Raw genomic sequence first — 23898 nt, forward strand, 5'->3', positions numbered from 1 at the left:
CGAGCTCGGGAAACTCGTAGTAGCCGTCGTAGTAGGAGAGCGCGGCGTCGACACCGCGGATCGTCGTCTTCGCCCTCACGCCGACCTGCGAATGCCTGAGGTCCGACGACGGTGCGGGCGCATGCGCGAGCCGCACGATCGCGTCGTAGTCGCCGGCCAGCTCCGGAAAGCCTTCGTTGAACGTCTTGCGGTCGAGACCGACCCAGCGGCTGTCGAGCGTCGGCAGGCGCGACGGTGAGAAGAACGGGACCCACACGACCTCGAGCTGCACGTCGTGGAACGTCGTGGTCGCAGCCGCCGACCATGCCGCGAGCTTTTCGTCGCGCCGGTGGCCGTCGACCGGATCGCGCCAGTCGTGCGAGTTCAGCCGGTCGGTCGGATTGTACGAATCGCCGCTTCCCCACGCGTAGATGCGGCGCCCCGCGTAAAAGCGTGCGTTGCCGTAGCGGGCGGCAATCTCGCATTCGGCGATGTCGAGGATGCTGCGATCGCGCCGGTTGTCGGGGATCTCGATGACGACGTCGTCGACCAGGCTTCCGTCGTCGGCCTGCGCGCGCAGCTTGGCCGACGCGCGGAAATTCTCGCCGAGCTTGCGCTGCCAGTCGATGTCGAGGCGCGCTTCGTTACGGATCGTGTGGTCGCCGGCGACGGCGTGGAAATGCGAGAAATTGCGAAGCTCGAGCGTGGCCTGAAGGCCGAGCGCATCGAGGTGGAGCGCATCGGCGGCCGGTCCGGCGAACGCAGCGCTCGAACGCAGAACGGCGAGTATGCACGCCGCGACGAACGTGATGCGGCAGCGGCCAGTCACGGCGCCGGCCTCCTGCAGAAAAGCTCGACGCCCAGACCGACAGCGCGGCGAAGCACGATCAGCGAGTCGGTCGCCTTGACGGCGTCGTTTGCGTCGACGTCGCAGACGCACGCCGGGCATTGGCTGCCGAGTCCGACGGCCGACAGCAGCACCGCACGCGCGTCGCCGGCGCCGGGAAGCTCGGCATCGATCGAGAGCGGCTGGCCGCACGACGTGCAGGCCGCAGCAACCATGCACGATCCGAACGGACACGCGCCGCCCGAAGCGTTCGTCGTCACGTCCGGCTCCCCGTCGAGCCCGGTGACGAGCGCTTCGTATGCTGCCGCCGAGCCGCGGAGCTCGGCGTCGAAGAACTCGACGACGGCTGTTCGCGTAAGATCGTGCTGGCGCTCTTCGTCCATGAAGTCGCCGCTCCACGTCGGGCAGATCGAGCCGCACGACCCGGGCTCGATCTCGGGAGAGTCGCCGATCGACGACGGCAGCTTCGGCGTCGGCAGCGGCCGCAGTCCGAGCAGGCCGAACGTTCCGTCGCAATAGACGTCGTCGGGATTTTCACCCGCATCGATGTCGAACAGCGCGCGCGAGAAATTGATGTGGATTCCGTCCTCGAGCGTGACGAGCACGCGCGGCGAAGAGGCGCGTTCGAACGGAAGCGCCTGGTTCCTGTTGTACGGTGTGATCAGGTCGGCGGTGCCGCCCATCCAAAGCGCCGGCACGTCCGACCCGTCGAAGAATTCCTGCTGCAGCGAGCATGCCCACGGAGCGAGCGCGGCGACGGCCCGAACACGCGGGTCGCGAGGCTCCGCGCTGTAGCCGTGCAGCAGCACGGTAAGTCCGCCGAGCGAATGGCCGAGACTCCCGATCTTTCCGGTGTCGATGCGGCCCGCAAGAAAGCCCTGCGGCTCCGCAGAGTTTCCGATGAGCTGATCCGCAACGAACGACAGGTCGCCCGGCTGCTCGGCGATGTCGAAATACGTCGGAATCAGCGCAGGCGTATCGAACTTCGACAGCGGAAAGCTCGGCGCGGCGACGACGTAACCGTGGCTTGCGAGGAACGTCGTCAGGTAGACGGCATCGCGTGCGCGTCCGCCAAGGCCGTGCGCGCGCAGGATCAGCGGAAACGGATTCAGCGAGCTCGCCGGCGGGGCATCGCGAACTTCGACGAGACCCTGGCCGGTATCGGCCGGATACCAGACTTCGACGTCAAGCTCGCGCGAATCGCTGCCGTCATACGGGCCGTACGCCATCGTTGACCGTGACGGGTCGACGAGATGCAGCGTGCGCACGCCGACTCCGTACGGGCCCGGCTCCCCGTAAGCGCCGGTATCGGCTGATGCGAGAGCCACCGGGAAGACCGCGGTCCATGCCGCGAAAAAGAGATAACGGAGCATCCGCCGGATAATCAGCGCGCGCCGAGAACGTCGAGGGCGGCACGGTGCATGCGATCGTCGCCCGACATCACGACCCGCCCGTCGCTTTCGAACGTGAGGGGATCGCCCGACCAGTCGGTGAGCCTGCCGCCGGCGCCGTCGGCGATCGGGACGATCGCGGCCCAGTCGTGGATCTTCAGGTTTGCCTCGACCACCAGGTCGACCCAGCCGCTCGCGACGAGCCCGTAGTTGTGGCAGTCGCCGCCGAACAGCGGATAGCGAACGCGCGAGCGCAAGCGGTCGTACGCCGCCGCATCGTCTCCGCTGAACATATACGGCGACGTCGAGTACATCAGCGCGTCTTCGAGGCGGCCGCAGCGCCGCGTGTGGCACGGCATGTCGTTGTGCGTCGTCGGCCGGCCCTCGAGCCCGACCCAGCGGTCGTCGATGCCGGGGCAGTCGATGATCCCGAGTATGGGCTTGCCGTCGCGGCAGAGCGCGATCAGCGCTCCGAACAGAGGCCGTCCGCTGACGAACGCCTTGGTCCCGTCGATCGGGTCGAGAACCCACACGTGGCTCGCGCCCGGATTATCGCTGCCGTGCTCTTCGCCGATGATGCCGTGCTCGGGAAAAACCCGCCGGATCTCCTCGCGCATCAGCCGTTCGCATTCGCGGTCGGCGATCGTGACCGGGGTCGCGTCGGATTTGGTCTCGGTGACGAACTCACTGCGGAAATACCGCAGCGAAACGGTGCGAGTGATGTCGGCAAGCGAGAAGGCGAGTGCGACGAACTTGTCGAAATCGCCATCCACGAGACGCCGCCGCGTCATCAGTCGCCCATGAAGGCGAGCTGGATGCCGCCGAGCGGTGTAGTCATTCCGGTGATGCGGCCGCCCTGAACGGCGCGGTGCGGATCGCCGACGTCGACGCCTGCCATGCGCAGGAACGTGACCGTCGCGTCGATGTTCGTGCTCGCGAATGCCACTCCCCACGGGCCACCGGTGATGCGGGGCAGGACCTTTCCCGGCGGCGTTTCTGCGGCGCCGGGCTTGAGCGGGCCGACGATCTCCAGCAGCGAGCGTCCGGCCTTGAGGAATGCATAGTAGCGATCGTTCATCGCCGACGTGCGGCCCTTGAGGCCGAAGTGTTTTTCGTAAGTCTGCGATGCGGCCTTGGACGCGCTCACCTGCAGCACGACATGATCGAGGCGCACCAGCGAGTTTGCATGCGAGTGCGACGCGGCCTCGGCCGGCGGCCGCTCGAGCCACGTCGCGGCGGCAGGCGTAAGCTCCATCGGGATCTGCACGATCGAATCCGACCAGTCCTCGCACTCTTCGTGGAACGGGCTGCCGGCGAGCTGACCGATGGCGACTGCGGAACGATGCGGCTCGCTCGCGGCCCACGTCCAGCCGAAGAGTCCCGAACCGAGGATCAGGCGCTGGCGAACGAGATCGGCTGCGGCGGTCGCGTCGGCGTGAGAATCGGCGGCGAGGAAACGAATTCCGCCGCCTTCGAGGTCGATGTGCGCAGCGTGACAGCCCTGCCACGTGTAGGCCTCGCTGACGTGGAACCCGAGCTTGCGCCACGCTTTGACGGTGGGTCCGAGCGAAGGCACTGCGGCCAGCGCATATCCGATGCCATCGACGACCTGCTCGGCGGGGACGCGACGGGTCTTTCCCTTGCCGGTCGGACGCTCGGCTTTGGCGGGCTCGGGCGCAGCCTCGGCGACGGCTTGCTTCGCATCCTGCTCGGCAGCTTTGTCGGCCTGTTCGGCTTCTTCCTTGGCCTTGCGCTTTCGCGATCTGAAAAACGGAAGCTTCATCCGGAGGAAAACAGGCCGCCGTTCGCGAGCACGTACCGCACGAACGCGACCAATTGACTGGCGCGATGTAACTCTTTACCCACCACAAAGACAAGGCGTTACGCCGGGTTCGTCGGCCGGACCGGCCGCGCCTGCCTCCCTTCCCGTGAGCGACGACGACCTTCGAAAAGCCCTCGAGCAATACCTGCGCGGTCACGGCCGCCCGGGCGTTGCGGTTACTTCGCTGCGGGAGCTTTCCGGTGGCGCGTCGTGCCGCGTCTACGCGTTCGAGCTCGACTGCGGTCCGCCGGCCCTCGTTCTGCGCCTCGACCGTGCGGGCGGCGGAGTCCAGGGTACCCGCCGCGAAGAGCACGCGCTGCTCGATGCAGCGTCGCGCGCGGGCGTGACGGTGCCGGGCGTGCATCAGTTCGGCGACGAGGCGGACGGTCTCGGCGGCGCGTTCTTCGTGATGGACCTGGTCCCCGGCGAAGCCTTGGCGCGGCGCCTGCTGCGCGATGAACGTTATGCGGCAGCGCGCCGCGCGCTGCCTGCCCAGCTCGGCCGAGAGCTCGCCCGCCTGCATTCGATCGACCTCGCGCAGCCTTCGCTGTCGTTTCTCACGGCTCGGGCGCCGGCCGGCGAAGATCCGCGCCGCTATGCGCTGGCCGAGGTCGAACGCTACCGGCAGATCCTCGACGTGATGTCGGCCGACCAGCCGTATCCGCTGCTTCGCCTGACGGCGCGCTGGCTCGAGCAGAACGCGCCCGAAGTGCGCCGGCCCGCGCTCGTGCACGGCGACTTCCGCATCGGCAACGTGATGTTCGACGAGCGCGGCCTGACTGCCGTGCTCGACTGGGAGCTCTCGCACGTCGGCGATCCGATCGAAGACCTCGGCTGGCTTTGCGTGAAGACGTGGCGCTTCGGCAACGACAGCCTTGCAGCCGGCGGACTGTGTTCGCGCGAGGAGCTGCTCGGATACTACGAGGCTGCCGGCGGCATCGGCGGGGCGTGGAGCGCGCTTTCGTGGTGGGAGCTGTTCGGCAACTGGAAGTGGGCGATCATCTGCCGCATGCAGGCCGGCCGTCACACGGCCGGCAAATGGCCGGACGTCGAGCTTGCGGCAATTGGCCGGCGCGTCGCCGAGACGGAGCAGGAGATTCTGTCGCTGATGGAGTCCGGTGACGGATGCTGAACCTTCGCGATGACCTGACGATGAAGTCTCTCATGGAGAAGCGCTGATGCAGGACAAGCCTTCGGCCGTCGAGCTTCTCCAAGCGCTCGCCGCATTCCTGCGCGAGGAAGTCGCGCCGCGCATGGAAGGCGGGATGCGTTTCAAATCGATCGTCGGCGCCAACGTCGCCGGCATCGTCGCGCGCGAGATCAGGCTCGGTCCGGCGCAGGATCGTGCGCAGCTTCGGCGCCTCGTAGCGCTTCTTCGAGAGCCGGCAGCCGCCGCGCAGAGCTCAGGAGAAGAAGCGCGTGGCGAAGACGTGCGCGCACGCGTCGAGGAGCTCTCCTTCGAGCTGTGCCGCCGCATCGAGGCCGGGCTCGCCGACAGCGGTCCGTGGCGAGAAGAGGTCATCGCGCATCTGCGCGCGACCGTCGATGAAAAGCTTGCGGTCGACAATCCGAAAGCCCGCGAGAAACGCTGAAATAGAGTCCTGTATTCCGCGACGCTCCTCCCGATCGCGCCGCGCGTACCAGGCGTCAGTCGCAGCTCGCCTCCGTCCCCGGCGACAGGTCCACCACCCAGTACGTCCCGTACGTGCCGCCTCCGGTTGCACGTCCGATCCCGATGCTGTCGGCGTCGTTGTCGAGCAGAAGAGCGGCGATGCTCGGGGAATCCTTGAAGCTGTCGAGCATTGCCGCGGCGGTGGAGAATCCCGCGCCGATCGCTTCGGCCTGGTCGAACAGGTTGCACGCTCGCGCGAAGCACGCATCGCACAGACGGTCGAACAACGAGGATCCGTCCTTGCCGACAGTCGAGAAATAATTCTGGTCGCGCATGTCCTCGGCATGTCCCTGCGTCGAGCGCGACATCGACCTGCAGTTCTGCACGGCGCCTCGCCCGTGGTCAGCGCGGTAAGCGTTCACGAGCGACAGGAACGCCTGTTCCTCGGAGTCGAGCAGCGTTGTCTCCGGGCTGCCGCCGCTGCAGTTGCTGCAGACACCGCAGTCGGACGCGCAGGTCTCGCACGTCTCTCCGCTATCGCACGACTGATCGCCGCAGGTCGGAAGTCCGCAGACCTGCGGACATTGCAGCTCCACCTGCTGGCCGACTGCGCGGCGCAGTACACGCAGCGCGTCCGAGACGCCGACATCGCCGCTGCCGTCGTGATCACCGCACGTTTGCGTGTCGGCGTCCGATGCGGAAACGAAAAGCACGAGAACGAAAAATGCGGCGAGCGGGATTCTCATAGCGCCTCCGGACTGCAGCGCCCGCTCCCCGCGACGAAATCACGCAGTCATGGCAAGGCTAGAAGCGCCGGAGTCGGGCGACAAGACAGGGAGGCGATTCTCCAACTCACCTGGACCGACTGACTCGGCTGCTCCCGCTATGGACTCTCGTGTGCGTCCCGGGCGGCGGCGGCACGGCCTGCGCGCTGGCGCAGAATTGCGAGTTCTTGCGTGTCACGGCTCTTGTCACACTTCTGCTCGGCGGGCATGTTGACGCACATTTCATTGATGGGGGAATATCCGATGCTTCGACGTCTGTCCCTGTACCTCGCCGTGTTCGCGGCGATGGCCCTGATGCCCGCGCACGCGAACGCCCAGTTCTTCTATCGGCCCGACCTGCCGTTCATCGGGCTGCTCGGAGTCGGTGATCTCGGCGGCGCTACCAACTATGCCGCCGTGTTCGAATTGTCGGAGGCGCCATACTGGCTCATCCAGAGCGGCGGCAAGTGCTTTTCTCCGACCGATCCGACGCGGGCTTTCGAGATCTACGCGCAGATCCCGGAGTCGGTGTCTCACTCGACGAAGGGCGCGAAGGGAAAGCAGAAACAGGAAATCACGGTCACGTTCTATACGGCCGACGCCGTGTACTCGTCGATCGTCTCCGACAACTGCTCGATCAAATGGCAGGTCAAGGACGTCGACGGCGATTTCGACTACGATGGCGGCACCGACGTGATGACCGGCGCCTTCAAGTGCAAACCCGCCGTGGCGGCGGAGTTTGCCGGCCTCGGGCTCGACGACGCGGGGCAGGCCGCTTTTCTGGCGGCGTTCGGCGGAAAGCTCGCATGCAAAGTCAGCGGCGTTCCGGTCAACGGGCCGGCGCCGGTCTGTTTCCGCGGTGACACTCCGGTGGCCACCGAGTCCGGACTGCGCGCGATCCGCGACCTGAAGGTCGGCGATCTCGTCTGGTCGCGAGATGAAGCCACCGGCAAGGACGTCCTGTCGCCGGTCGAAAGAACCTTCGAAAATCCGGGCTTCGCGCTTCGCGAAATCGTTGCGGGCAGCGAAACCCTGCATACGACCGACGCGCATCCGTTCCGCGTTGAAGGCAAGGGCTGGGTCAAGGCGAGGGACCTCACGATGGGCGATCGCCTCGTTGCGCGAGATGGCACGCCGATCGGCGTTGCGTCGAACCGGATCGTCGACGGTACACGCTTCTATGCGGGCTACGACCGGCCCGCGCCGGCGAGATCGGCCAGGCTTTCGGATCTGCGCTGGACTGCGGCTTCGTACGCACCGCAGTCACGGATCCCGCAGGACACTCCGGAAGCGCCGACGGTCTACAACATCGAAGTCGGCACGCATCACAACTACTACGTCGGCGCGAGCCGCATCCTCGTGCACAACAAGTGAGAAGGGGGAACACCGCCATGCGCAACTCACTGGGCAGATCATCGGCAGCTCTGGCAGCAGCCGCGCTCGCAGTTCTTACGTTTTCTTCCGCGGCTCAAGCGGTCCGGCCGTCGCTGTCTTCCGGCAAAGAGGTGAACGACGGTGCCAACAACATGACGATTTACGACATCGGCCAGTCCATCCACTGCGTTTCGGCGACCGACAGCCAGACATTCCTGAACGGAGCCGTCAGCATCCCCGACTCGGTCAAGTTCGGGAAGAAATCGGCGGAGGCCGTCGAGTCGCAATATGCGGTGCTGCAGGTGAGCCTCGGCGATGGTGCCGGCGGTACACTCATCGACAGTGGCCCGCTGCAGCCTGCAACGTGCTCGATCTCGTGGAGCATTGCCGACAACGACGGGGACGGTGACTACGAGGGCGGAACGGACGAGATGACGATGTCGTTTCACTGCAGCCCCGGCGAGCTGATGGCGACGATGGGATTCGACTACGCGCAGGCGACGTCGTTTCTGTCGCAGTTTGGTGGCGAGCTCGGCTGCACCATGTCCGGAGTTCCGCAGCCCTGAACAGATGCCGGCGTCTAAAGAGACGCCGGGGTTCGCCATCTCGCGTTTAGTGAAACGGCCCGCGCTCCACAGGAGGCGGGCCGTTTTTGCCTGTGCGGCCGACCGTCGGACGTGTCGCGTCGAGCTCGCAAGCGCCGACGGTGCTCCAACAATCGCCATAGGGCCCGCGCGCCGGGTGCCGGCAGCTCGAGGTCGGGATCGTGTGACCGAGGCTACAGCACGGTATGTTCCGGCCAGAAAAAGCGGCATTCGGCCTTGATGGATCCAGCGCTATCCGTCATCGACGCTATCTTTCAAACAACTCGGTGGTGCGAGCCGTAACCCGCCGGTCGCTGACGGCGATCGCGCCATGCTGTTCGATGGAGGAGCTCGATGCGCGTTCGAAAAGTGGACAACAACATCTCTGTGCACGCCGTCTCGGGGACCTACGTCGTACTTCTTGGCATCGACATGAAGCAGGCCGACACGACTGGTTTGCTCGGATTCGCGATTCGACGGGCCGATCCGGTGGAGAACGAGGACTACTGGCTTCAAGGGATGCGGACGTTCGAGGCTTCGTATCCGAATCCGCCCGACGGAGCGCTCGTTTCCACGCGTGACCATCCCGTGCAGGATTTTCTGTGGAGCGACTTCACTGCCAAGCCGGGGCGCAAATACACGTACACGATCGTTCCGGTGACCGGCAAGCCGAAGAAGCTGCTGCACGGCGCCGGGGTAAGCATCGAAGTGGAGACGGAATCGGAGTCGGACGGCGAGCATGCCATTTATTTCAACCGCGGCGTGATTGGCAGTCAGGCGTACGCCCGCAACTGGCAGGCGGCACCGAACAAGCTGAGCCCGATCGAAAAGGAAAAAGCGCTCGACTGGCTCTCCCGCGGTCTCGATGAAGCCGTCATGGCTCATATTGCCAAGGCGAAGGATGAGTCTTACGGGCTTCGCGCCGCCGTATACGAATTCGACTACGAGCCGGTAATCGAAGCTTTTCAGAAGGCGCACGCGTCATGCAGGAACGTTCAGATCGTCTACGACGCGAGGGTATCCAAAAACAAGCAGGGAATCCCCGACCCCGAGGAGAAGAAGCGGGTAGCCCATGTCGAGGAGCTTCTGGACGAATACGGTTTAACCGATGTCGCGACGCCGAGGCGTGCGAGCCCGAGCTACATCGCCCACAACAAGTTCATCGTGTTACTCAAAGACGGCGCGCCGATCGAGGTCTGGACCGGCTCCACGAATTTTACGATGTCGGGTATCTTCGGCCAATCCAACGTCGGTCATCTCGTTCGTGATCCGGATATTGCCGCCAAGTACCTCGCATACTGGGAAACGCTACAGAAGGATCCGGAGAGCGATCCCCTGAAGGACAGCAACGAGCTGGCGACCCCGACTCTGACGGATTTTCCGCCGGAAAAGGGTACGACACCGCTCTTCAGTCCGCGCCACGGGCTTGCTCAGCTCAACTGGTACGGCGTCGCGATGGCCGGCGCGACCTCGGCGATGTGCTTTACGGGAGCATTCGGCATCAACAAGGTCTTTCTCGACGACTTCGAAAAGGACAAGGACTATCTCCGGTACGTATTCCTGGAGAAATGGGGAACTACCGCGAAGACTTCTCAGGAAACCGAGAAAGCGCTCAGCGACGACTTTGATATTCAGGTTGCCATCGGAGCGACCCTGCCCGGTGAAGCGATCTCTCACTGGCTTGCAGAGCAGTCGAACACCATCAGTCGCAACATCAAATACACACACACGAAGTTCATGCTCATCGATCCATTGAGTGACGATCCGATCGTCATCACTGGTTCGGCGAACTTCAGCGACGCGTCCACCAGCCAGAACGACGAGAACATGCTCGTGATTCGCGGCGATCTTCGCGTCGCGGATGTCTATCTCGGCGAATTCATGCGGCTATGGCGACATCACAACTTCCGCTACATCGTCACGACGGTCGATGAGGGAACAGGCGAGCCAAAGCACAACTATCTGCGCCCGAACGATACGTGGGCAGCGGATTTCTATGCGCCGACGAAGATCAAGACGAAGAGGCGCAAGATGTTTGCGTGATGGCATTGCCAGACCGGCGACAAAAAAAGGGCCAGGTACGTGTGTACCTGGCCTCTTTTTTTCCGAAAACGCGCAGCCGGTTCAGGACGTCCCGAACTCCCAGCTGCTCAGATACTTTTTCTGCTCCGGCGTCAGCTTGTCGATCGCGATGCCCATCGCGGCGAGCTTGAGCGATGCGACGTCGTCTTCGATCTGGCGCGGAACGGCGTGCACGCGGATGTCGAGCTTGCCTTTCTGCGCGCTCTTCCACGCCCATTCGGCAGCGAGTGCCTGCGTCGCGAAGCTCATGTCCATGACCGACGCCGGATGGCCTTCGGCCGCTGCGAGATTGACGAGCCGTCCTTCGGCAAGAAGGTAGACGCGCTTGCCGCCGGCAAGCACGTACTCGTCGACGCAGTGCCGCAGGTTCTTGGTGACCTTCTTGGCGAGCTTGGTGAGGCCCTTGACGTCGATCTCGATGTCGAAGTGACCGGCGTTCGCGACGATCGCGCCATCCTTGAGAAGGGGAAAATGCTTCTCGGCGATCGTGTGCATGTTGCCCGTCACGCTGACGAAGATGTCGCCTTCGCGTGCGGCCTTGGCCATCGGCATCACGCGGAAACCGTCCATCGCGGCTTCGAGCGCCTTCATCGGATCGATTTCGGTGACGATCACCTGCGCGCCGGCACCGGCTGCACGCGACGCGAGGCCGCGGCCGCACCAGCCGTAGCCGATCACGACGAATACCTTGCCGGCCAGCAGCACGTCGGTCGCGCGGATGATCGCGTCGATCGTTGACTGGCCGGTGCCGTAGCGGTTGTCGAACAGGTGCTTGGTGTCGGCGTCGTTGACGGCGACGACCGGAATTGTCAGGCGGCGCTGCTTCTCGAGCGCCTTCAGGCGGATCACGCCGGTCGTCGTCTCTTCCATCGACGCGACCACGCGCGACGCGTACTGCGTCATCGTCGTGTGCAGCAGCGTCACGAGGTCGGCGCCGTCGTCCATCGTCAGGTTCGGCTGCCGCTCGACTCCGAGCTGGAGGTGGCGGTGATAGGTCTTGGAGTCCTCTCCGCGAATTGCCCACGTCGGGATACCATCGTCGACCGACAGCGTCGCCGCGACGTCGTCCTGCGTCGACAGCGGATTCGACGCGCACAGCGCGACGTCCGCGCCGCCGGCCTTGAGCGTGCGCATCAGGTTGGCGGTCTCGGCGGTCACGTGGAGACACGCCGTCATCTTCGCGCCCTTGAGCGGCTTTTCCTTGCGGAAGCGCTCGGCGATCAGGTTGAGGACCGGCATGTCGCGCGATGCCCAGTCGACTCGCTTCTTTCCGGCCGCGGCGAGTTTCGGATCCTTGACGTCGGAGGCTTCGGGTTTCTTTACCATGTTCTGTTTCCGCGCGGCGGCGCCCTGTGAAGTTGAGTTACCGGCATCGCGCGCTTCGCGTGCCTCTCGGTCGTTCTTGAGCATGGGTTTTTCCGTCTCCTGGTGGAGGTCTGGTCGTTCGTTCAGCCGAGGACGGTGGCGAGATCGGTATTCTCCCACGGGAAGAAGCCGTCCTTCGCGTCGCGTCCGAAATGCCCGTAGGCGGCGGTCTTGCGGTAGATCGGTCGTTTCAGGTCGAAGCGCTCGATGATCGACGCCGGCCGGAGGTCGACGTGATCGCGCAGCTTCTGCGAGATGGTGGTCGACGCCGCCCGGCCGGTGCCGAACGTGTCGATGTGAACCGAGACCGGCTGCGCGACGCCGATCGCGTATGCGATCTGGACTTCGCACGCGGTCGCGAGCCTGGACGCGACGACGTTCTTGGCGAGGTAGCGCGCCATGTAGGCGGCCGAGCGATCGACTTTGGACGGATCCTTGCCGGAGAACGCGCCGCCGCCGTGACGGCCCCAGCCGCCGTACGTATCGACGATGATCTTGCGTCCTGTCAGGCCGGAGTCGCCCGAGGGTCCGCCGACGACGAAGCGGCCGGTCGGATTGACGTGGTAGACGGTGTCGTCGTCGAGCAGATGCTTCGGAATGATCGGGCCGATCACCTGTTCGCGGACGTCGGAGATGATCTGGTCGAGCGAGGCGTCTTCGATGTGCTGCGTCGAGATCACGACGGTCGCGACGCGCACGGGCTTGCCGTCGCGGTACTCGACGCTGACCTGCGACTTGGCGTCCGGACGAAGGTACGGAATCGTGCCGTCGTGGCGGAGCTCGGCGAGCCTGGCGACGAGATGATGCGACAGCGAGATCGGCAGCGGCATCAGCTCGGGCGTCTGGTCGCATGCGTAGCCGAACATCAGGCCCTGGTCGCCGGCGCCCTGTTCTTCGTGAAGACCCTGTCCGACCGTGACTCCCTGCGAAATGTCCGGAGATTGCCGGACCAGGCGCGTGATGACTTCGACCTTCGCGGCATCGAAGCCGTCGGTGCCGACGTATCCGATTTCGCGTGCCACCTGGCGCGCGATCTGCTCGTAGTCGACAGCCTTGCTGCTGGTGATTTCCCCAGCCATTACGATGAGGTTGGTCGCGCACAGCGTCTCGCAGGCTACGCGGCTCGACGCGTCGCCGGCGAGGTGCGCATCGAGCACCGCGTCGGAAATCTGGTCACATACTTTGTCGGGGTGTCCCTCGGAAACAGATTCCGAAGTGAAGATGAACTCGTCCGCCATGGCCGGCCTACGTACCGGTCACACCGCGGGGGGTCAACCGGTGCTCTACCCCTTGGCCGCCTTCGTATAAGGGCCCATCTGCCGCGTCAGAAATCGGCTGCGTTCGGTCGACGTACGGGAAGTACGACTCCCTCTCTTCGCCGATTTCTTCCTTGCATCTGGACCCTTCTACGAAGTCGGCTTCGTTACGCGCACGCTCTCGGTGGCGCTTTGTTCTTTGCGATGGGGGTCGTGCTTTATTCGGCGAAGTTACGAGCGATGAGGTCGCCGAGGGTGGCTACGGCGGATTCGGCGTCGGTGCCTTCGGCTTCGACGATGATTTTGGTTCCTTTGCTTGCGGAGAGGGTCAGCAGGTCGAGGACGCTTCGGGCGTCGGCGACGCTCGAGCCGGCGCGGATCGAGACTTTGCTCGCGAAGGGCGTCATCGTCCGCACGACCATGGCGGCAGCGCGGACGTGCAGTCCGAGCTGGTTGCTGACGATGAATTCGGCGGTTGCCTTCTCGCTCATATCGACTCCTTGGAAATGTCGCGGTGACGCACGATCACTGCGGCACCGTGCTGGCGCAATCGGCGCGCGCACTCCTCGACGATGGCCACCGAGCGATGCTTGCCGCCGGTGCAGCCGATGCCGACGGTCAGGTACGCGCGGCCTTCCTCGGCGTAGTGCGGCAGCACGAAATCGAGGAAATCCATCAGCCGGTCGATGAATGCGCGGGTCAGCTCGTTCTCCAGCACGTAGCCCGAGACGGACGCGTCCAGTCCGGTCAGGGCGCGCAGCTCGGCGACAAAATACGGATTCGGCAGAAAACGCACGTCGAAGACGAGATGCGCGTCGACGAGGCTGCCGAACTTGAAGCCGAAGCTCTTGAGCGTCACGTTCGGACCGGTGTACGCGTCGCTGTCCTCGGCAAACGAGCGCAGGCGGCGCTTGAGCTCGTGCACCGACAGCTCGCTCGTATCGATGACGACATCAGCGGCACGCTCGAGCGGCCGCAGCAACTCGCGTTCGGCACGGATGGCATCGTGGAGGTCGCGGCCGGCGCCGAGCGGATGCACGCGCCGGGTTTCCGAATAGCGCCGGATCAGCGTCTCGTCCGCGGAATCGAGGAAGACGACGGTCACGCGGTGGCCGGCCTTCTCGAGCGCTTTTCGTACCGACGGCCACGCGTCCACGTAGCCGTCGTCGCGCACGTCCATGCCGAGGCCGACTTTGGAGCGGCCGGCGTGCGAGCCGGCAAACAGCGCCACGAACTGCTCGACGAGCGCGCTCGGGAGGTTGTCGATGCAGTAGTAGCCGAGATCCTCGAGGACGTGGATTGCCGTGGAGCGGCCCGATCCCGACATGCCGGTGATGACGGCGACGTCGACCTGGCCTGATGCGGCGGACGCGGACGTCACGTCGTGCCCTTGCGGTCGGGGCCGCCGGAACGGACCGGAGGCATGGCGGAGAGCGGCGGAGCGGGCGGCAACTGCGGCGACGGTTCCGACTGTCCGGACCGTTTCGTCTGGTCTGTCCGGTCCGTCTCGGTCGTCTGATCCGTCCCGGTCTGGGCGGCCTCGAGCTCGGCTTCGCGTTCGCGCAGAACCTCGAGGATCTGCTCGCGGGAATCGGCATCGACCAGGCGACTTCGCGTCACCGCATCCGAAAGCACACGCGCGATATGCGCGAGCCATGCGACGTGCAGGGAAGGATTGTCGAGCGGCGACAGCAGCAGGAACAGAAGGCGGGTAGGCTTGCCGTCGAGCGAGTCGAACGCGACGCCGGCGGTCGAGCGGCCGAACGCGGCGATCGCTTCGCGCACGGGCGGCCTGGCGTGCGGGATCGCGATGCCGTCGGCGATCGCGGTGCTGCTTTCCGCTTCGCGCCGATCGAGCTCGGCGACGACGGCAGGAGCGTCGAGGTCGGGACGCAATTCGAGGATCGGAGCGGCGAGCCGCGCGAGCACGTCGTGCTTGGACCCCGTGCCGACATCGAGAACGATGCAGCCCGGGTCCAGGATCGACGACAGGCGCACCGGGACGACCTCAGGCGGTCGGGACAATGAGCCCGTAGTGCCCGTCGCGTCGCTTGTAGACGACGCTGATCGAGCTGTTCGCGGAGTTGCGGAAGACGAGGAATTCCGAATGCGTCAGCTCGAGCTGCAGCACGGCGTCGTCGACCGACAACGGCTTGGCGACGAGCGTTTCGGTTTCGATGACCTTGGTCGCGCCCTGATCGCCGGTCTGCTGGACGACGTCGACCGAAATCGTCGTCGCGATCTCGTGCAGGCTCGCGCGGCCCTTGCGGTCGTTGATGCGGTCCTTGTGCTTGCGAAGCTGCGCTTCGACCTTGTCGACGGCGAAATCGATGGCCGCGTACATGTCGGCGTTGTCGGCGTGCGCGGAGATGTCATAGCCGGCGGCGTGGATGTTGATCTCGGCCGTGCACTGCTGGCGATGGCGGTGGGAGAGGAGAATCACATGCGCCTCGACGGCGTTTTTCAGGTATTTTGCGATGATGCGCTCGACTTTCTCGACTGCGTAGTCCCGCAGCGCATCGCTCACATCCATATGTCGGAAAGTCACGGAAACTTGCACGGAATTCTCCTGAAGAGCGCGGGCTGTGGGCGTTTTCATCGGCGTCGGAAGCCGTTCTGGTCGTTGAGTGCGATCATTCGCTTGCGCTTGGACGAAGGAAGAATCCCCAGTCCTTCGCGATATTTCGCCACGGTACGGCGGGCGATGTCAATGTTTTCCCTGGCCAGCTGCTCGCAGATGTACTGATCGCTGAACGGCTGGCGCGGATCTTCCTTGGCAACGATGTCGAGGATCTTGCGGCGCACGCTTTCCGACGACACGTCTTCGCCGACGCTCGAGTGAAGGCTGCTCGTGAAGAACCATTTGAGCTCGTAGATCCCCTGCGGGGTATGCACGTACTTGCCGGACGTCGCGCGGCTGATCGTGGACTCGTGCATGCCAATGTCGCCGGCCACGTCCTTGAGCACCATCGGCCTGAGCGCGCTGACGCCCTGGATCAGGAAGTCGCGCTGATGACGGACGATGCTCTCGACAACCTTTCGGAGAGTTCTCTGGCGCTGCTCGATCGACTTGATGAGCCAGCTCGCCGCTCGCACGCGTTCCTGCAGGTAGCCGGTCGCTTCGCCGCCGGCCTCGCGGCCCTTGATCATGCTGCGGTAGTACGAATTGACCTGCAGCGCGGGGATGCCTTCATCGTTGAGCGCAACCTGGAATTCGTCGCCGATGCGCACGATGTACGCATCGGGCGTGATGTAGCGCGTCTCCGCGCCGCCGAAACCGCGTCCCGGACGCGGATCGAGCGAGCGGATGATGCGATGGGCTTCGACGATTTCGGCCGCGGTCGTGCCGAGCTCTTTGGCGACCTTGTCGTACTTCTGCGACTCGAGCTCTTTGAGATAACGGTCGGCGACCGCGACCACGTAGTCGTCGCTCTCGTAACCGATCAGCCGCAGCTGCACGAGCAGGCAGTCGCGAAGGTCGACGCTTCCGCATCCCGGAGGCTCGAGCTCCTGGACGATCTCGCGCGCTTCTTCGAGCTGTTCGATGGTGGCGCCCGACAGAAACGCGAGCTCCTCGACCGTGCACGCAAGATAACCGTCGTCGTCGAGGTTGTTGGCGATCATCGTTGCGATGCGGCGCTCGTCGTCGCTCATCGCAAGCAGGCCGAGCTGGTCGACGAGCGCGTCGGCGAGCGTGTCTTCGCGGGCCTTGGCGTTCTCGAAGAGCCGGTCGCGGTTGTCGTCGCGGTCCGAGCCGGCGCCGACCGAGCCGTGGATGTCGGCCGAGTGGCGGTCGAGGTATTCGTCGATGTCGAGCTGGCCGACTTCCTGCGCGCTCTCGGGCTCGCGCTCATTGGTGACGGCGACCCCGTCGGGGCTTTCGCTCTCGGAGACTTCAAGGTCCCCGGTGCGCTGCTCGACGCGTTCGGGGACGGCGTCCATGATCTCCTCGAGCACCGGGTTCTGGCAGAGCTCGTCGGCGATCATCACCTCGAGCTCGGGACGCGACAGCTGCAGGATCTTGATCGCAAGGCGCAGCTGCGGCGTCATCCGCAGCTGCAGGCTTTGTTTGAGCAGTAGTCGTTGCTCGAGTCCCATCCTTTTTTCGCGCGACGCTTCGAGTCGTCAGAGCCGGAAACGTTCGCCGAGGTATATCTCGCGCGCCTGCCGGCTCGAAGCGATCGACTCGGGGCTGCCCTCCTCGAGGATCCGCCCTTCGTTGAGGATGTACGCCCTGTCGCAGATGCCAAGGGTCTCGCGGACGTTGTGGTCGGTGATCAGCACGCCGATTCCGCGTTCCCGGAGCTGCGCAATGATGCTTTGGATGTCGATAACCGCAATCGGGTCCACGCCGGCGAACGGCTCGTCGAGCAGCATGAACTTGGGCGAAATGACGAGCGCCCGGGCGATTTCGACGCGCCGCCTCTCGCCGCCCGACAGCGCCGCGCCCATTGTCTTGCGGACGTGCGTTACGCCGAGCTCCTCGAGCAGAGTCTCGAGGCGTTCGCGCCGCTCGGCTTCGTCGATATCGAGAGTTTCCAGGATTGCGAGAAGATTGTCCTCGACGCTGAGGCGCCGGAAGACCGAGGGTTCCTGCGGAAGGTATCCGATGCCGGCGCGCGCCCGTTCGTACATCGCAAGGCCGGAGATCGCTCGGTCTCCGAGCATTACCGAGCCTTCGTCGGCCTTCTCGAAACCGACGACGATGTGGAACGTGGTGGTCTTGCCGGCTCCGTTCGGACCGAGCAGGCCGACGACCTCGCCCTGCTGAATTTCGAGCGACAGGTGGTCGACGACCGTACGGGCACCGTAGCGCTTGACGATGTCGCGTGCCGACAGACGAATGGGGGCGGTCGTCACTTTTTGGCAGGTCCCTTCTTGTCGACCGCGTCCGGTCCCTTCTTGTCGAGCGCGTCGGGCATGAAGACCGCCTTGATGCGGCCGCCCGCGGCCGGCGCGGTCTCGGAGCCGGCAGTGGCCGTGCCGGAGGCTGGCGTCGCCGCACCTCCGAGAACCACCGCCCGCTTTTCGTTCAGATAGACGACGACCTTCTCGCCGGCAACCGAGTTCGGCCCCGAGCCGAGCCGGGCGTTCTGCGAAAGCGTGATCGTCCCGCCGGTCGGATCGTACTCGGCGACCTCGCCGCGCGCTGATTCGTCGCCGCGCGTGACTTCGACGTTGCCGCGCGCCGTGATCTTTTTCAGGCTTCGCTTGCCTTCGGGCTCGAACGAAACGTCGAGCGACTGCGCGCGGATCTTCGCGCCGGCGTGGTCGACCGTCACGTTGCCCTGGTAGCGGAGCAGGCCCTCGCCGTAGAGGAACTCGAGGCGGTCGGCCGTGATGTTGATCGGCGACGGCACGTCGGCCAGCTCGAGATTCTTCGCAATGCCGGCCACCGAGCTCAGCACATCATTCGTCTTCCGCGCCGTATCCTCCGCCCCCGCAGAACCCACCCCAAGAAAAATCAGCAGAATTAAAAAGGGGACAGGTACATTTATGCAACTGCGCGGAAACGCAGGGGGCGTCGAAAAATGCGGGTTCAGCTGTGCTCGCAGATCCGTGGCGGCATTCGTGCGGCGCGCGAAAAACCACGACTTTTTTAAATGTACCTGTCCCCTTTTCACGACGGGGTCTCCGCGTGCGGGCGCAGGGTCATGCTTACGCCGGTGCCGATCACGACGCTGCGGTTTAGCATGTCCACGGTCATGTCTGTACCGGTCAGGTCGAGCTCGGCGGCCGAGACGCGCGCCACCCCATGCGCGTTGATGTGGCTCGACGCCTTGTCGTACGTGAGGTTGTCGGTCATCAGGCGCAGCCGGCCGAGCTCGAAGAGGACCTCGCCGCTGACTTCGACCGACTGGACGTCGGTGCCGTCGAGAAAAAGCCGTCCCCTCGTGGCGGAGACTTCGCCGACGCGCTCGCCGCCTTCGTAGAACACCACCTTCGGCGCGACGATCTCGATCGCCTTGTCGTTCTTGAAGTAGCTCGCCTCGCTGGCGGAAACCTCGAGCACCTTGCGGCCTTCGCGCGTGATCACGCGATGGAAGTTGCGGATGCGCTGCAGCAGCTCGGGAAGAGCCTGCGACGCGAGGAACGACGTGCTGACGAGCTCCGAGACGCTCGCCCGGCGCGTGAGCGAAAGGCCGAGCCCGGCCAGCGCCACGATGAGCACTGCCCCGAGCAGAAAGCGCCAGCCGCGTCGGCTCACGAAGGTTTCAGGCGACGCTCGCCTTGAGCAGGTCGTGGAGGTGGACGATGCCGATCGGCCGGCGCGTATCGCGCTCGAGGATGAACAGCGCGGTGATCGAATGCTTCTCCATCGTCGCGAGCGCTTCCTCGACGAGCGCTTCGGCGCGCGCGGTCTTGGGATTCTGCGACATCAGGTCGCTGGCTTTCTTTCCCGAGACGTCGCCGTGCCGCAGCACGGCGCGGCGGATGTCGCCGTCGGTGATGACGCCGGCAAGCTCGCCGCTGGCGTCGTCGACGACGCCGACGGTTCCGAGCCCGCCTTCGGTCATCGTGCGAAGCGTTTCCGTCAGGCTCGAGCTGGTCGTGACCAGCGGCACCTGGGCATCCGGATGCATCACTTCCTCGACGCGCATCAGCTTGCGGCCGAGCGCGCCGCCCGGATGAAGCTGCGCGAAGTCGCGATCGGTGAAGCCCTTGGCTTCGAGGACCGCGACCGACAGCGCGTCGCCGATCGCGAGCGTAACGGTCGTGCTCGCCGTCGGCGCGAGGTTCATCGGGCAGGCTTCCTTGCGCACGCGCACGTCGATGACCACGTCGGCGGCCTCGGCGAGCGGCGACGAGAGCCCGCCGGTGATCGCGATCAGCGGAATCGCGAGGCGCTTCACGCCTGGAAGGAGCGCGAGCACCTCCTGCGTGGTGCCGCTGTTGGAAATCGCAATGCAGACGTCGCCGCGGGCGAACATTCCGAGGTCGCCGTGCACGGCTTCGCCCGCATGAAGGAAGAACGCCGACGTTCCGGTGGACGCCATCGTCGCGGCGATCTTGCGGCAGATCTGCCCGGACTTGCCCATGCCCGTCACGACCACGCGGCCCTTGCAGTGGAGGATCAGGTCGACGGCGCGCGAGAAATTCTCGTCGAGTCGCGACGCCGTCTCGTCGAGCGCCTCGCATTCGATGCGCAGCACACGGCGCGCGGTCTCGAGCGCAGCATTCGGATCCAGGTCACGCACCATCGAGAAATCCTCGAACCGTCTCACGCGCGCGCCGGATTGCCGGCCGGCGCGCCGGGCATCGAATCGGCGGCCAACGGGCCGCTTCCGGCGTCGCCGCGGAGTGGCCCGCGCGCCGAATGAATCGCAAGCAGCCGGCGCAGGAGCTCGGCAAGATCCGAAAGGTAAAGCGAGTTCGGTCCGTCGCTGAGCGCCTTGTCCGGATTCTCGTGGACTTCCATGAAAAGGCCGTCGGTGCCGACGGCTACGGCCGCCCTCGCGAGCGTCGGAATGAAGCGGCGCTCTCCGGCCGATTTGTCGCCGCCCGCGCCGGGAAGCTGCACCGAATGCGTTGCATCGAAGACCACCGGCGCACCGAAGTCGCGCATGATCTCGAGCGAGCGAAAATCACTGACGAGATTCCCGTAACCGAAGCTCGCGCCGCGCTCGGTCAGCAGCACCTTGGTGCTGCCGGCTTCGCGCGCCTTGGCGAGCACGTTCTTCATGTCCCACGGCGCGAGGAACTGGCCCTTCTTGATGTTGACCGGCTTCCCGCTCGCCGCCGCCGCCTTGACGAGATCGGTCTGGCGGCACAGCAGCGCCGGGATCTGCAGCACGTCGACGGCTTCTGCCGTGGGCGCGACCTGCGATGCGTCGTGCACGTCGGTCAGCACCGGAAGGCCGGTCGCCGCGCGCGCGTCGGCGAGGATCCGAAGCCCCTCGTCGATGCCGATCCCGCGGAACGAGGCATGCGACGTGCGGTTGGCCTTGTCGAACGACGCCTTGAAGATGATCGGCACGCCGACGTCGTCGCTGATCTTCGCGAGCGCGGCCGAGTGCCGCATCACCGAGTCGCGCGACTCGATCACGCACGGGCCCGCAATCAGAAAGAGGCGTCCGGCGCCGGCTTCGATGCTGCGCGGACCGTCGCCGATCGAGAACGAAGCTACGTTCATCCGTTCTCCGTCTCGTCTTCACGGGCGCCGACGACGCGCAGCCCGAGATTGCGAAGCGGCGGAGTCTCGCGGCGCTGCTGCTTGTGGGCGAGCGCGGCGCGGACGAACCCGCGGAACAACGGATGCGGATCGAGCGGCTTCGACTTGAATTCCGGATGGAACTGGCACGCGAGGAACCACGGGTGATTCGGAAGCTCGATCATCTCGACGAGCGAGCCGTCGGGCGAGGTTCCCGACAGCACCATTCCGCCTTTTTCGATGCGGTCGCGGTACGCGATGTTGAACTCGTAGCGGTGGCGGTGGCGCTCGCTGATCTTCTTCTTGTTGTACGTGCGGTGCGTCAGCGTGCCTTCCTTGATGTGGCACGGATAGGCGCCGAGCCGCATCGTCCCGCCTTTCTGCGCGAGCGCCTGCTGGGCGATCATCAGGTCGATCACCGGATGCGGTGTTGCCGGATCGGCTTCGGTGGTGTGGGCGCCCTCGAGGCCGCAGACGTTGCGCGCGAATTCGATGACGGCCATCTGCATGCCGTAACAGATGCCGAAGAACGGTACCTTGTTTTCGCGCACGTACTGGATCGTGGCGATCTTGCCTTCGGTGCCGCGCGGACCGAAGCCCATCGGTACGAGCACGGCGTCGGCGCCGAGGATCTCGGGCGTGATGCCCTTGGACTCGACCTCCTCCGAATCGACGTGGACGATCTCGACGGCGCACTCATTGGCGATGCCGCCGTGCGTGAGCGCTTCGTTCATCGACTTGTACGAATCGGTGAGGCCGACGTACTTGCCGACCATCGCGATGCGCACCTTGTCTTTGGGATTGTCGATCGTGTGGGCGACTTTCTCCCACGGCACCAGCTTCGGCGCGCCGGTCCAGATGTGCAGCTTGGTCGTCACGCGATCGTGCAGGCCCTGCTCCTGGAGCGCGAGCGGCAGCTTGTAGATGCTGTCGATGTCGCGCGCTTCGAGCACCGACTTGCGATCGACGTTGCAGAACAGCGCGACTTTTTCCTTGACCGATTGCGACAGCGGGCGGTCGCAGCGCAGCAGCAGGATGTCGGGCTGGATGCCGAGCCCGGTGAGCTCTTTTACGCTGTGCTGGGTCGGCTTGGTCTTGATCTCGCCGGCGGCGCCGATGAACGGCACCAGCGTCAGGTGCACGAACAGCACGTTTTCGGCGCCGACATCGAAGCGGATCTGGCGGATCGCCTCGAGGAACGGCAGGCTCTCGATGTCGCCGACGGTGCCGCCGACTTCGCCGATCAAGAGGTCCATGCCTTCGGCGGCTGCACGGATGCGGCTTTTGATCTCGTCGGTAATGTGCGGAATCACCTGCACCGTCGCGCCGAGATAGTCGCCGCGGCGCTCCTTGGTGATGACTTCGAAATATACGGCGCCGGTCGTGATGTTGTTGCGCCGGCTCATCGGCGTCGAGATGAAACGCTCGTAATGTCCGAGATCGAGGTCGGCCTCGTAGCCGTCGTCGGTGACGTAGACCTCGCCGTGCTGGAACGGGCTCATCGTGCCGGGATCGACGTTGATGTACGGGTCCATCTTGAGCATCGAGACCTTGAGGCCGGAGCTTTCGAGCAGCGCACCCATCGATGCGGAAGCGAGGCCTTTGCCGAGCGCCGAGACGACGCCGCCGGTGACGAAGATGTATTTGGTGGGCCTGGCTTCGCTCGTGCTCATGCTGACGACTCCTTACCTGGCTCCTCGGCGGGCGAAGCGCGCCCGCGTTGCTATCCTACCGTCCGGCATGCGCCGGCGCATTGATGGCGTGCGTTCCGGCCGCGAGCTGCGCGCGCAGCGCGGCCAGATCCTCGGGCGTATCCACTTCGATCGGAACTCCGTGCGCACGGCGGACCACACCGATGCCGATTCCGTTTTCCAGTGCGCGAAGCTGTTCGAGACTTTCGGTCTGTTCGAGCGGCGTCGGCTTCATGGCTGCGAAGGCCAGCAGCGTCTCGCGTCGATACGCGTAGATGCCGACATGACGAAACGCTCCGGCGATCGAACCGGGTCGCGCGCGATCGAACGGAATCGCAGCCCGCGAGAAATACAGCGCGCGACCGGCAAGGTTGCAGACGACCTTGACGACCGACGGGTTCTGGAGCTCGTCGGCATGCTCTAGAGGCACCGCAACGGTGGCCAGCCCGAGACCGGGGTCGCTGCGGAGCATTTCGATGAGATCGTCGACCAGCGTCGGATCGAGCAGCGGAAGATCGCCCTGCACGTTGACGACGATCGCGCAGTCGAGCGACTCGGCGACCTCGGCGATGCGGTCGCTTCCACTCGGATGGTCGGCGCGTGTCATGACGACGTCCGCTTCGGCGGGAAGCGCCGCGCGGATGCGTTCATCATCGGTGGCAACCAGCACCCGCGACGGGAGGCGGGCCTCGCAGGCCCGTCGCCAGACGTGCTCGACGAGAGGCATGCCTCCGAGATCGGCCAAAGGCTTTCCCGGCAGCCTCGTCGACCCGTACCTTGCGGGGATGACGACGACCGCGACGTCGTTCGAAGTTGCGTGCATCGAGATCGGCGCGGACGGTACCGCGCCGGAGAACGATATAGCGAGCCCTGTGGCGGGAAGTCAAAGCGGCTGCGACCGGCATTTGGCCGGTCCGCACGGGAATGCGCAAAACCCCTGTGCGCTTTTGACTCCGTGTGCGCTGCGGCGTACTCGCGG

24 protein-coding genes are annotated in these 23898 nt (G+C 65.1%); 5 read left to right on the forward strand and 19 right to left on the reverse strand.

The genetic code is table 11. The annotated features are described in order from the left end of the window. The 4 genes from VN634_21255 to VN634_21270 all read right to left on the reverse strand — a co-directional run. Positions 1-808, reverse strand: an 808-nt coding sequence (locus tag VN634_21255; GenBank protein HXC53428.1) for a hypothetical protein, incomplete at its 3' end; no start/stop codon positions are given. After that, entirely contained in the window at positions 805-2154 is a 1350-nt protein-coding gene (locus tag VN634_21260; protein HXC53429.1) for a hypothetical protein, read from the reverse strand. The genes VN634_21260 and VN634_21255, both read right to left, overlap by 4 nt. A gap of 56 nt (positions 2155-2210) precedes the next feature. Beyond that, positions 2211-3008 (reverse strand): histidinol-phosphatase, encoded by a 798-nt coding sequence (gene hisN, locus VN634_21265; GenBank protein HXC53430.1) that lies wholly within the window; start codon positions 3006-3008, stop codon positions 2211-2213. Next, positions 3008-4000 (reverse strand): VOC family protein, encoded by a 993-nt coding sequence (locus VN634_21270; GenBank protein HXC53431.1) that lies wholly within the window; start codon positions 3998-4000, stop codon positions 3008-3010. The genes hisN and VN634_21270 overlap by 1 nt, the downstream gene beginning before the upstream one ends. 145 nt (positions 4001-4145) lie before the next feature. Between VN634_21270 and VN634_21275 the strand changes: the two genes are divergently transcribed. Beyond that, positions 4146-5171: a phosphotransferase family protein gene (locus VN634_21275; GenBank protein HXC53432.1), complete on the forward strand. Its 1026-nt coding sequence runs from the start codon at positions 4146-4148 to the stop codon at positions 5169-5171. A gap of 46 nt (positions 5172-5217) precedes the next feature. Next, positions 5218-5631 carry a DUF6285 domain-containing protein gene (locus VN634_21280; protein ID HXC53433.1) on the forward strand — a complete coding sequence of 138 codons (414 nt, stop codon included), beginning with the start codon at positions 5218-5220 and terminating at the stop codon, positions 5629-5631. Positions 5632-5686: 55 nt separating this feature from the next. On the opposite strand, the gene VN634_21285 is transcribed toward VN634_21280, so the two are convergent. Continuing rightward, positions 5687-6397 (reverse strand): CAP domain-containing protein, encoded by a 711-nt coding sequence (locus VN634_21285; protein ID HXC53434.1) that lies wholly within the window; start codon positions 6395-6397, stop codon positions 5687-5689. Between the two features lie 282 nt (positions 6398-6679). Here VN634_21285 and VN634_21290 point away from each other — a divergent pair, with 282 nt between their 5' ends. The 3 genes from VN634_21290 (at position 6680) to VN634_21300 (ending at position 10416) form a co-directional block, all read left to right on the forward strand. Then, positions 6680-7789 carry a polymorphic toxin-type HINT domain-containing protein gene (locus tag VN634_21290; protein ID HXC53435.1) on the forward strand — a complete coding sequence of 370 codons (1110 nt, stop codon included), beginning with the start codon at positions 6680-6682 and terminating at the stop codon, positions 7787-7789. A gap of 17 nt (positions 7790-7806) precedes the next feature. Further along, a complete protein-coding gene (locus tag VN634_21295; protein HXC53436.1) occupies positions 7807-8355 on the forward strand; it encodes a hypothetical protein in 549 nt (182 codons plus the stop codon). Positions 8356-8742: 387 nt separating this feature from the next. Beyond that, complete coding sequence (locus tag VN634_21300; GenBank protein HXC53437.1) at positions 8743-10416, forward strand: phospholipase D-like domain-containing protein; 1674 nt, start codon at positions 8743-8745, stop codon at positions 10414-10416. A gap of 81 nt (positions 10417-10497) precedes the next feature. Here VN634_21300 and ahcY read toward each other — a convergent pair whose 3' ends face one another. The 14 genes from ahcY to kdsB all read right to left on the reverse strand — a co-directional run bounded on the left by ahcY (position 10498) and on the right by kdsB (position 23742). Further along, complete coding sequence (gene ahcY / locus VN634_21305; GenBank protein HXC53438.1) at positions 10498-11781, reverse strand: adenosylhomocysteinase; 1284 nt, start codon at positions 11779-11781, stop codon at positions 10498-10500. 122 nt (positions 11782-11903) lie between these two features. Continuing rightward, positions 11904-13058: a methionine adenosyltransferase gene (gene metK / locus VN634_21310; protein ID HXC53439.1), complete on the reverse strand. Its 1155-nt coding sequence runs from the start codon at positions 13056-13058 to the stop codon at positions 11904-11906. Between the two features lie 236 nt (positions 13059-13294). Further along, entirely contained in the window at positions 13295-13567 is a 273-nt protein-coding gene (locus tag VN634_21315; GenBank protein HXC53440.1) for an HPr family phosphocarrier protein, read from the reverse strand. After that, positions 13564-14457, reverse strand: coding sequence for an RNase adapter RapZ (rapZ, locus tag VN634_21320; protein ID HXC53441.1), 894 nt, complete (start codon positions 14455-14457; stop codon positions 13564-13566). Before rapZ ends, VN634_21315 begins: the two co-directional genes overlap by 4 nt. Next, positions 14454-15101, reverse strand: a complete 648-nt coding sequence (locus tag VN634_21325; protein ID HXC53442.1) for a PTS sugar transporter subunit IIA — start codon at positions 15099-15101, stop codon at positions 14454-14456. Before VN634_21325 ends, rapZ begins: the two co-directional genes overlap by 4 nt. Then, a complete protein-coding gene (gene raiA, locus VN634_21330; GenBank protein HXC53443.1) occupies positions 15085-15624 on the reverse strand; it encodes a ribosome-associated translation inhibitor RaiA in 540 nt (179 codons plus the stop codon). The genes VN634_21325 and raiA overlap by 17 nt, the downstream gene beginning before the upstream one ends. Before the next feature lie 47 nt (positions 15625-15671). Continuing rightward, positions 15672-17174, reverse strand: a complete 1503-nt coding sequence (gene rpoN / locus VN634_21335) for an RNA polymerase factor sigma-54 (GenBank protein ID HXC53444.1) — start codon at positions 17172-17174, stop codon at positions 15672-15674. Positions 17175-17201: 27 nt separating this feature from the next. Next, positions 17202-17936, reverse strand: a complete 735-nt coding sequence (gene lptB / locus VN634_21340) for an LPS export ABC transporter ATP-binding protein (protein ID HXC53445.1) — start codon at positions 17934-17936, stop codon at positions 17202-17204. Beyond that, a complete protein-coding gene (locus VN634_21345) occupies positions 17933-18484 on the reverse strand; it encodes an LptA/OstA family protein (protein HXC53446.1) in 552 nt (183 codons plus the stop codon). Before VN634_21345 ends, lptB begins: the two co-directional genes overlap by 4 nt. A gap of 212 nt (positions 18485-18696) precedes the next feature. After that, on the reverse strand, positions 18697-19284 hold the full coding sequence (gene lptC / locus VN634_21350) for an LPS export ABC transporter periplasmic protein LptC (GenBank protein ID HXC53447.1): 588 nt from the start codon (positions 19282-19284) through the stop codon (positions 18697-18699). Between the two features lie 7 nt (positions 19285-19291). Then, positions 19292-20278, reverse strand: a complete 987-nt coding sequence (locus tag VN634_21355) for a KpsF/GutQ family sugar-phosphate isomerase (protein HXC53448.1) — start codon at positions 20276-20278, stop codon at positions 19292-19294. A gap of 20 nt (positions 20279-20298) precedes the next feature. Further along, entirely contained in the window at positions 20299-21210 is a 912-nt protein-coding gene (gene kdsA / locus VN634_21360) for a 3-deoxy-8-phosphooctulonate synthase (protein ID HXC53449.1), read from the reverse strand. Then, on the reverse strand, positions 21207-22901 hold the full coding sequence (locus VN634_21365) for a CTP synthase (protein ID HXC53450.1): 1695 nt from the start codon (positions 22899-22901) through the stop codon (positions 21207-21209). The genes kdsA and VN634_21365 overlap by 4 nt, the downstream gene beginning before the upstream one ends. A 55-nt stretch (positions 22902-22956) precedes the next feature. Further along, positions 22957-23742: a 3-deoxy-manno-octulosonate cytidylyltransferase gene (gene kdsB / locus VN634_21370; protein ID HXC53451.1), complete on the reverse strand. Its 786-nt coding sequence runs from the start codon at positions 23740-23742 to the stop codon at positions 22957-22959. Positions 23743-23898: the final 156 nt, after the last annotated feature.

Source organism: Candidatus Limnocylindrales bacterium, assembly GCA_035571835.1.
In the GTDB taxonomy this organism is placed as follows: domain Bacteria; phylum Desulfobacterota; class Binatia; order UBA1149; family CAITLU01; genus DATNBU01.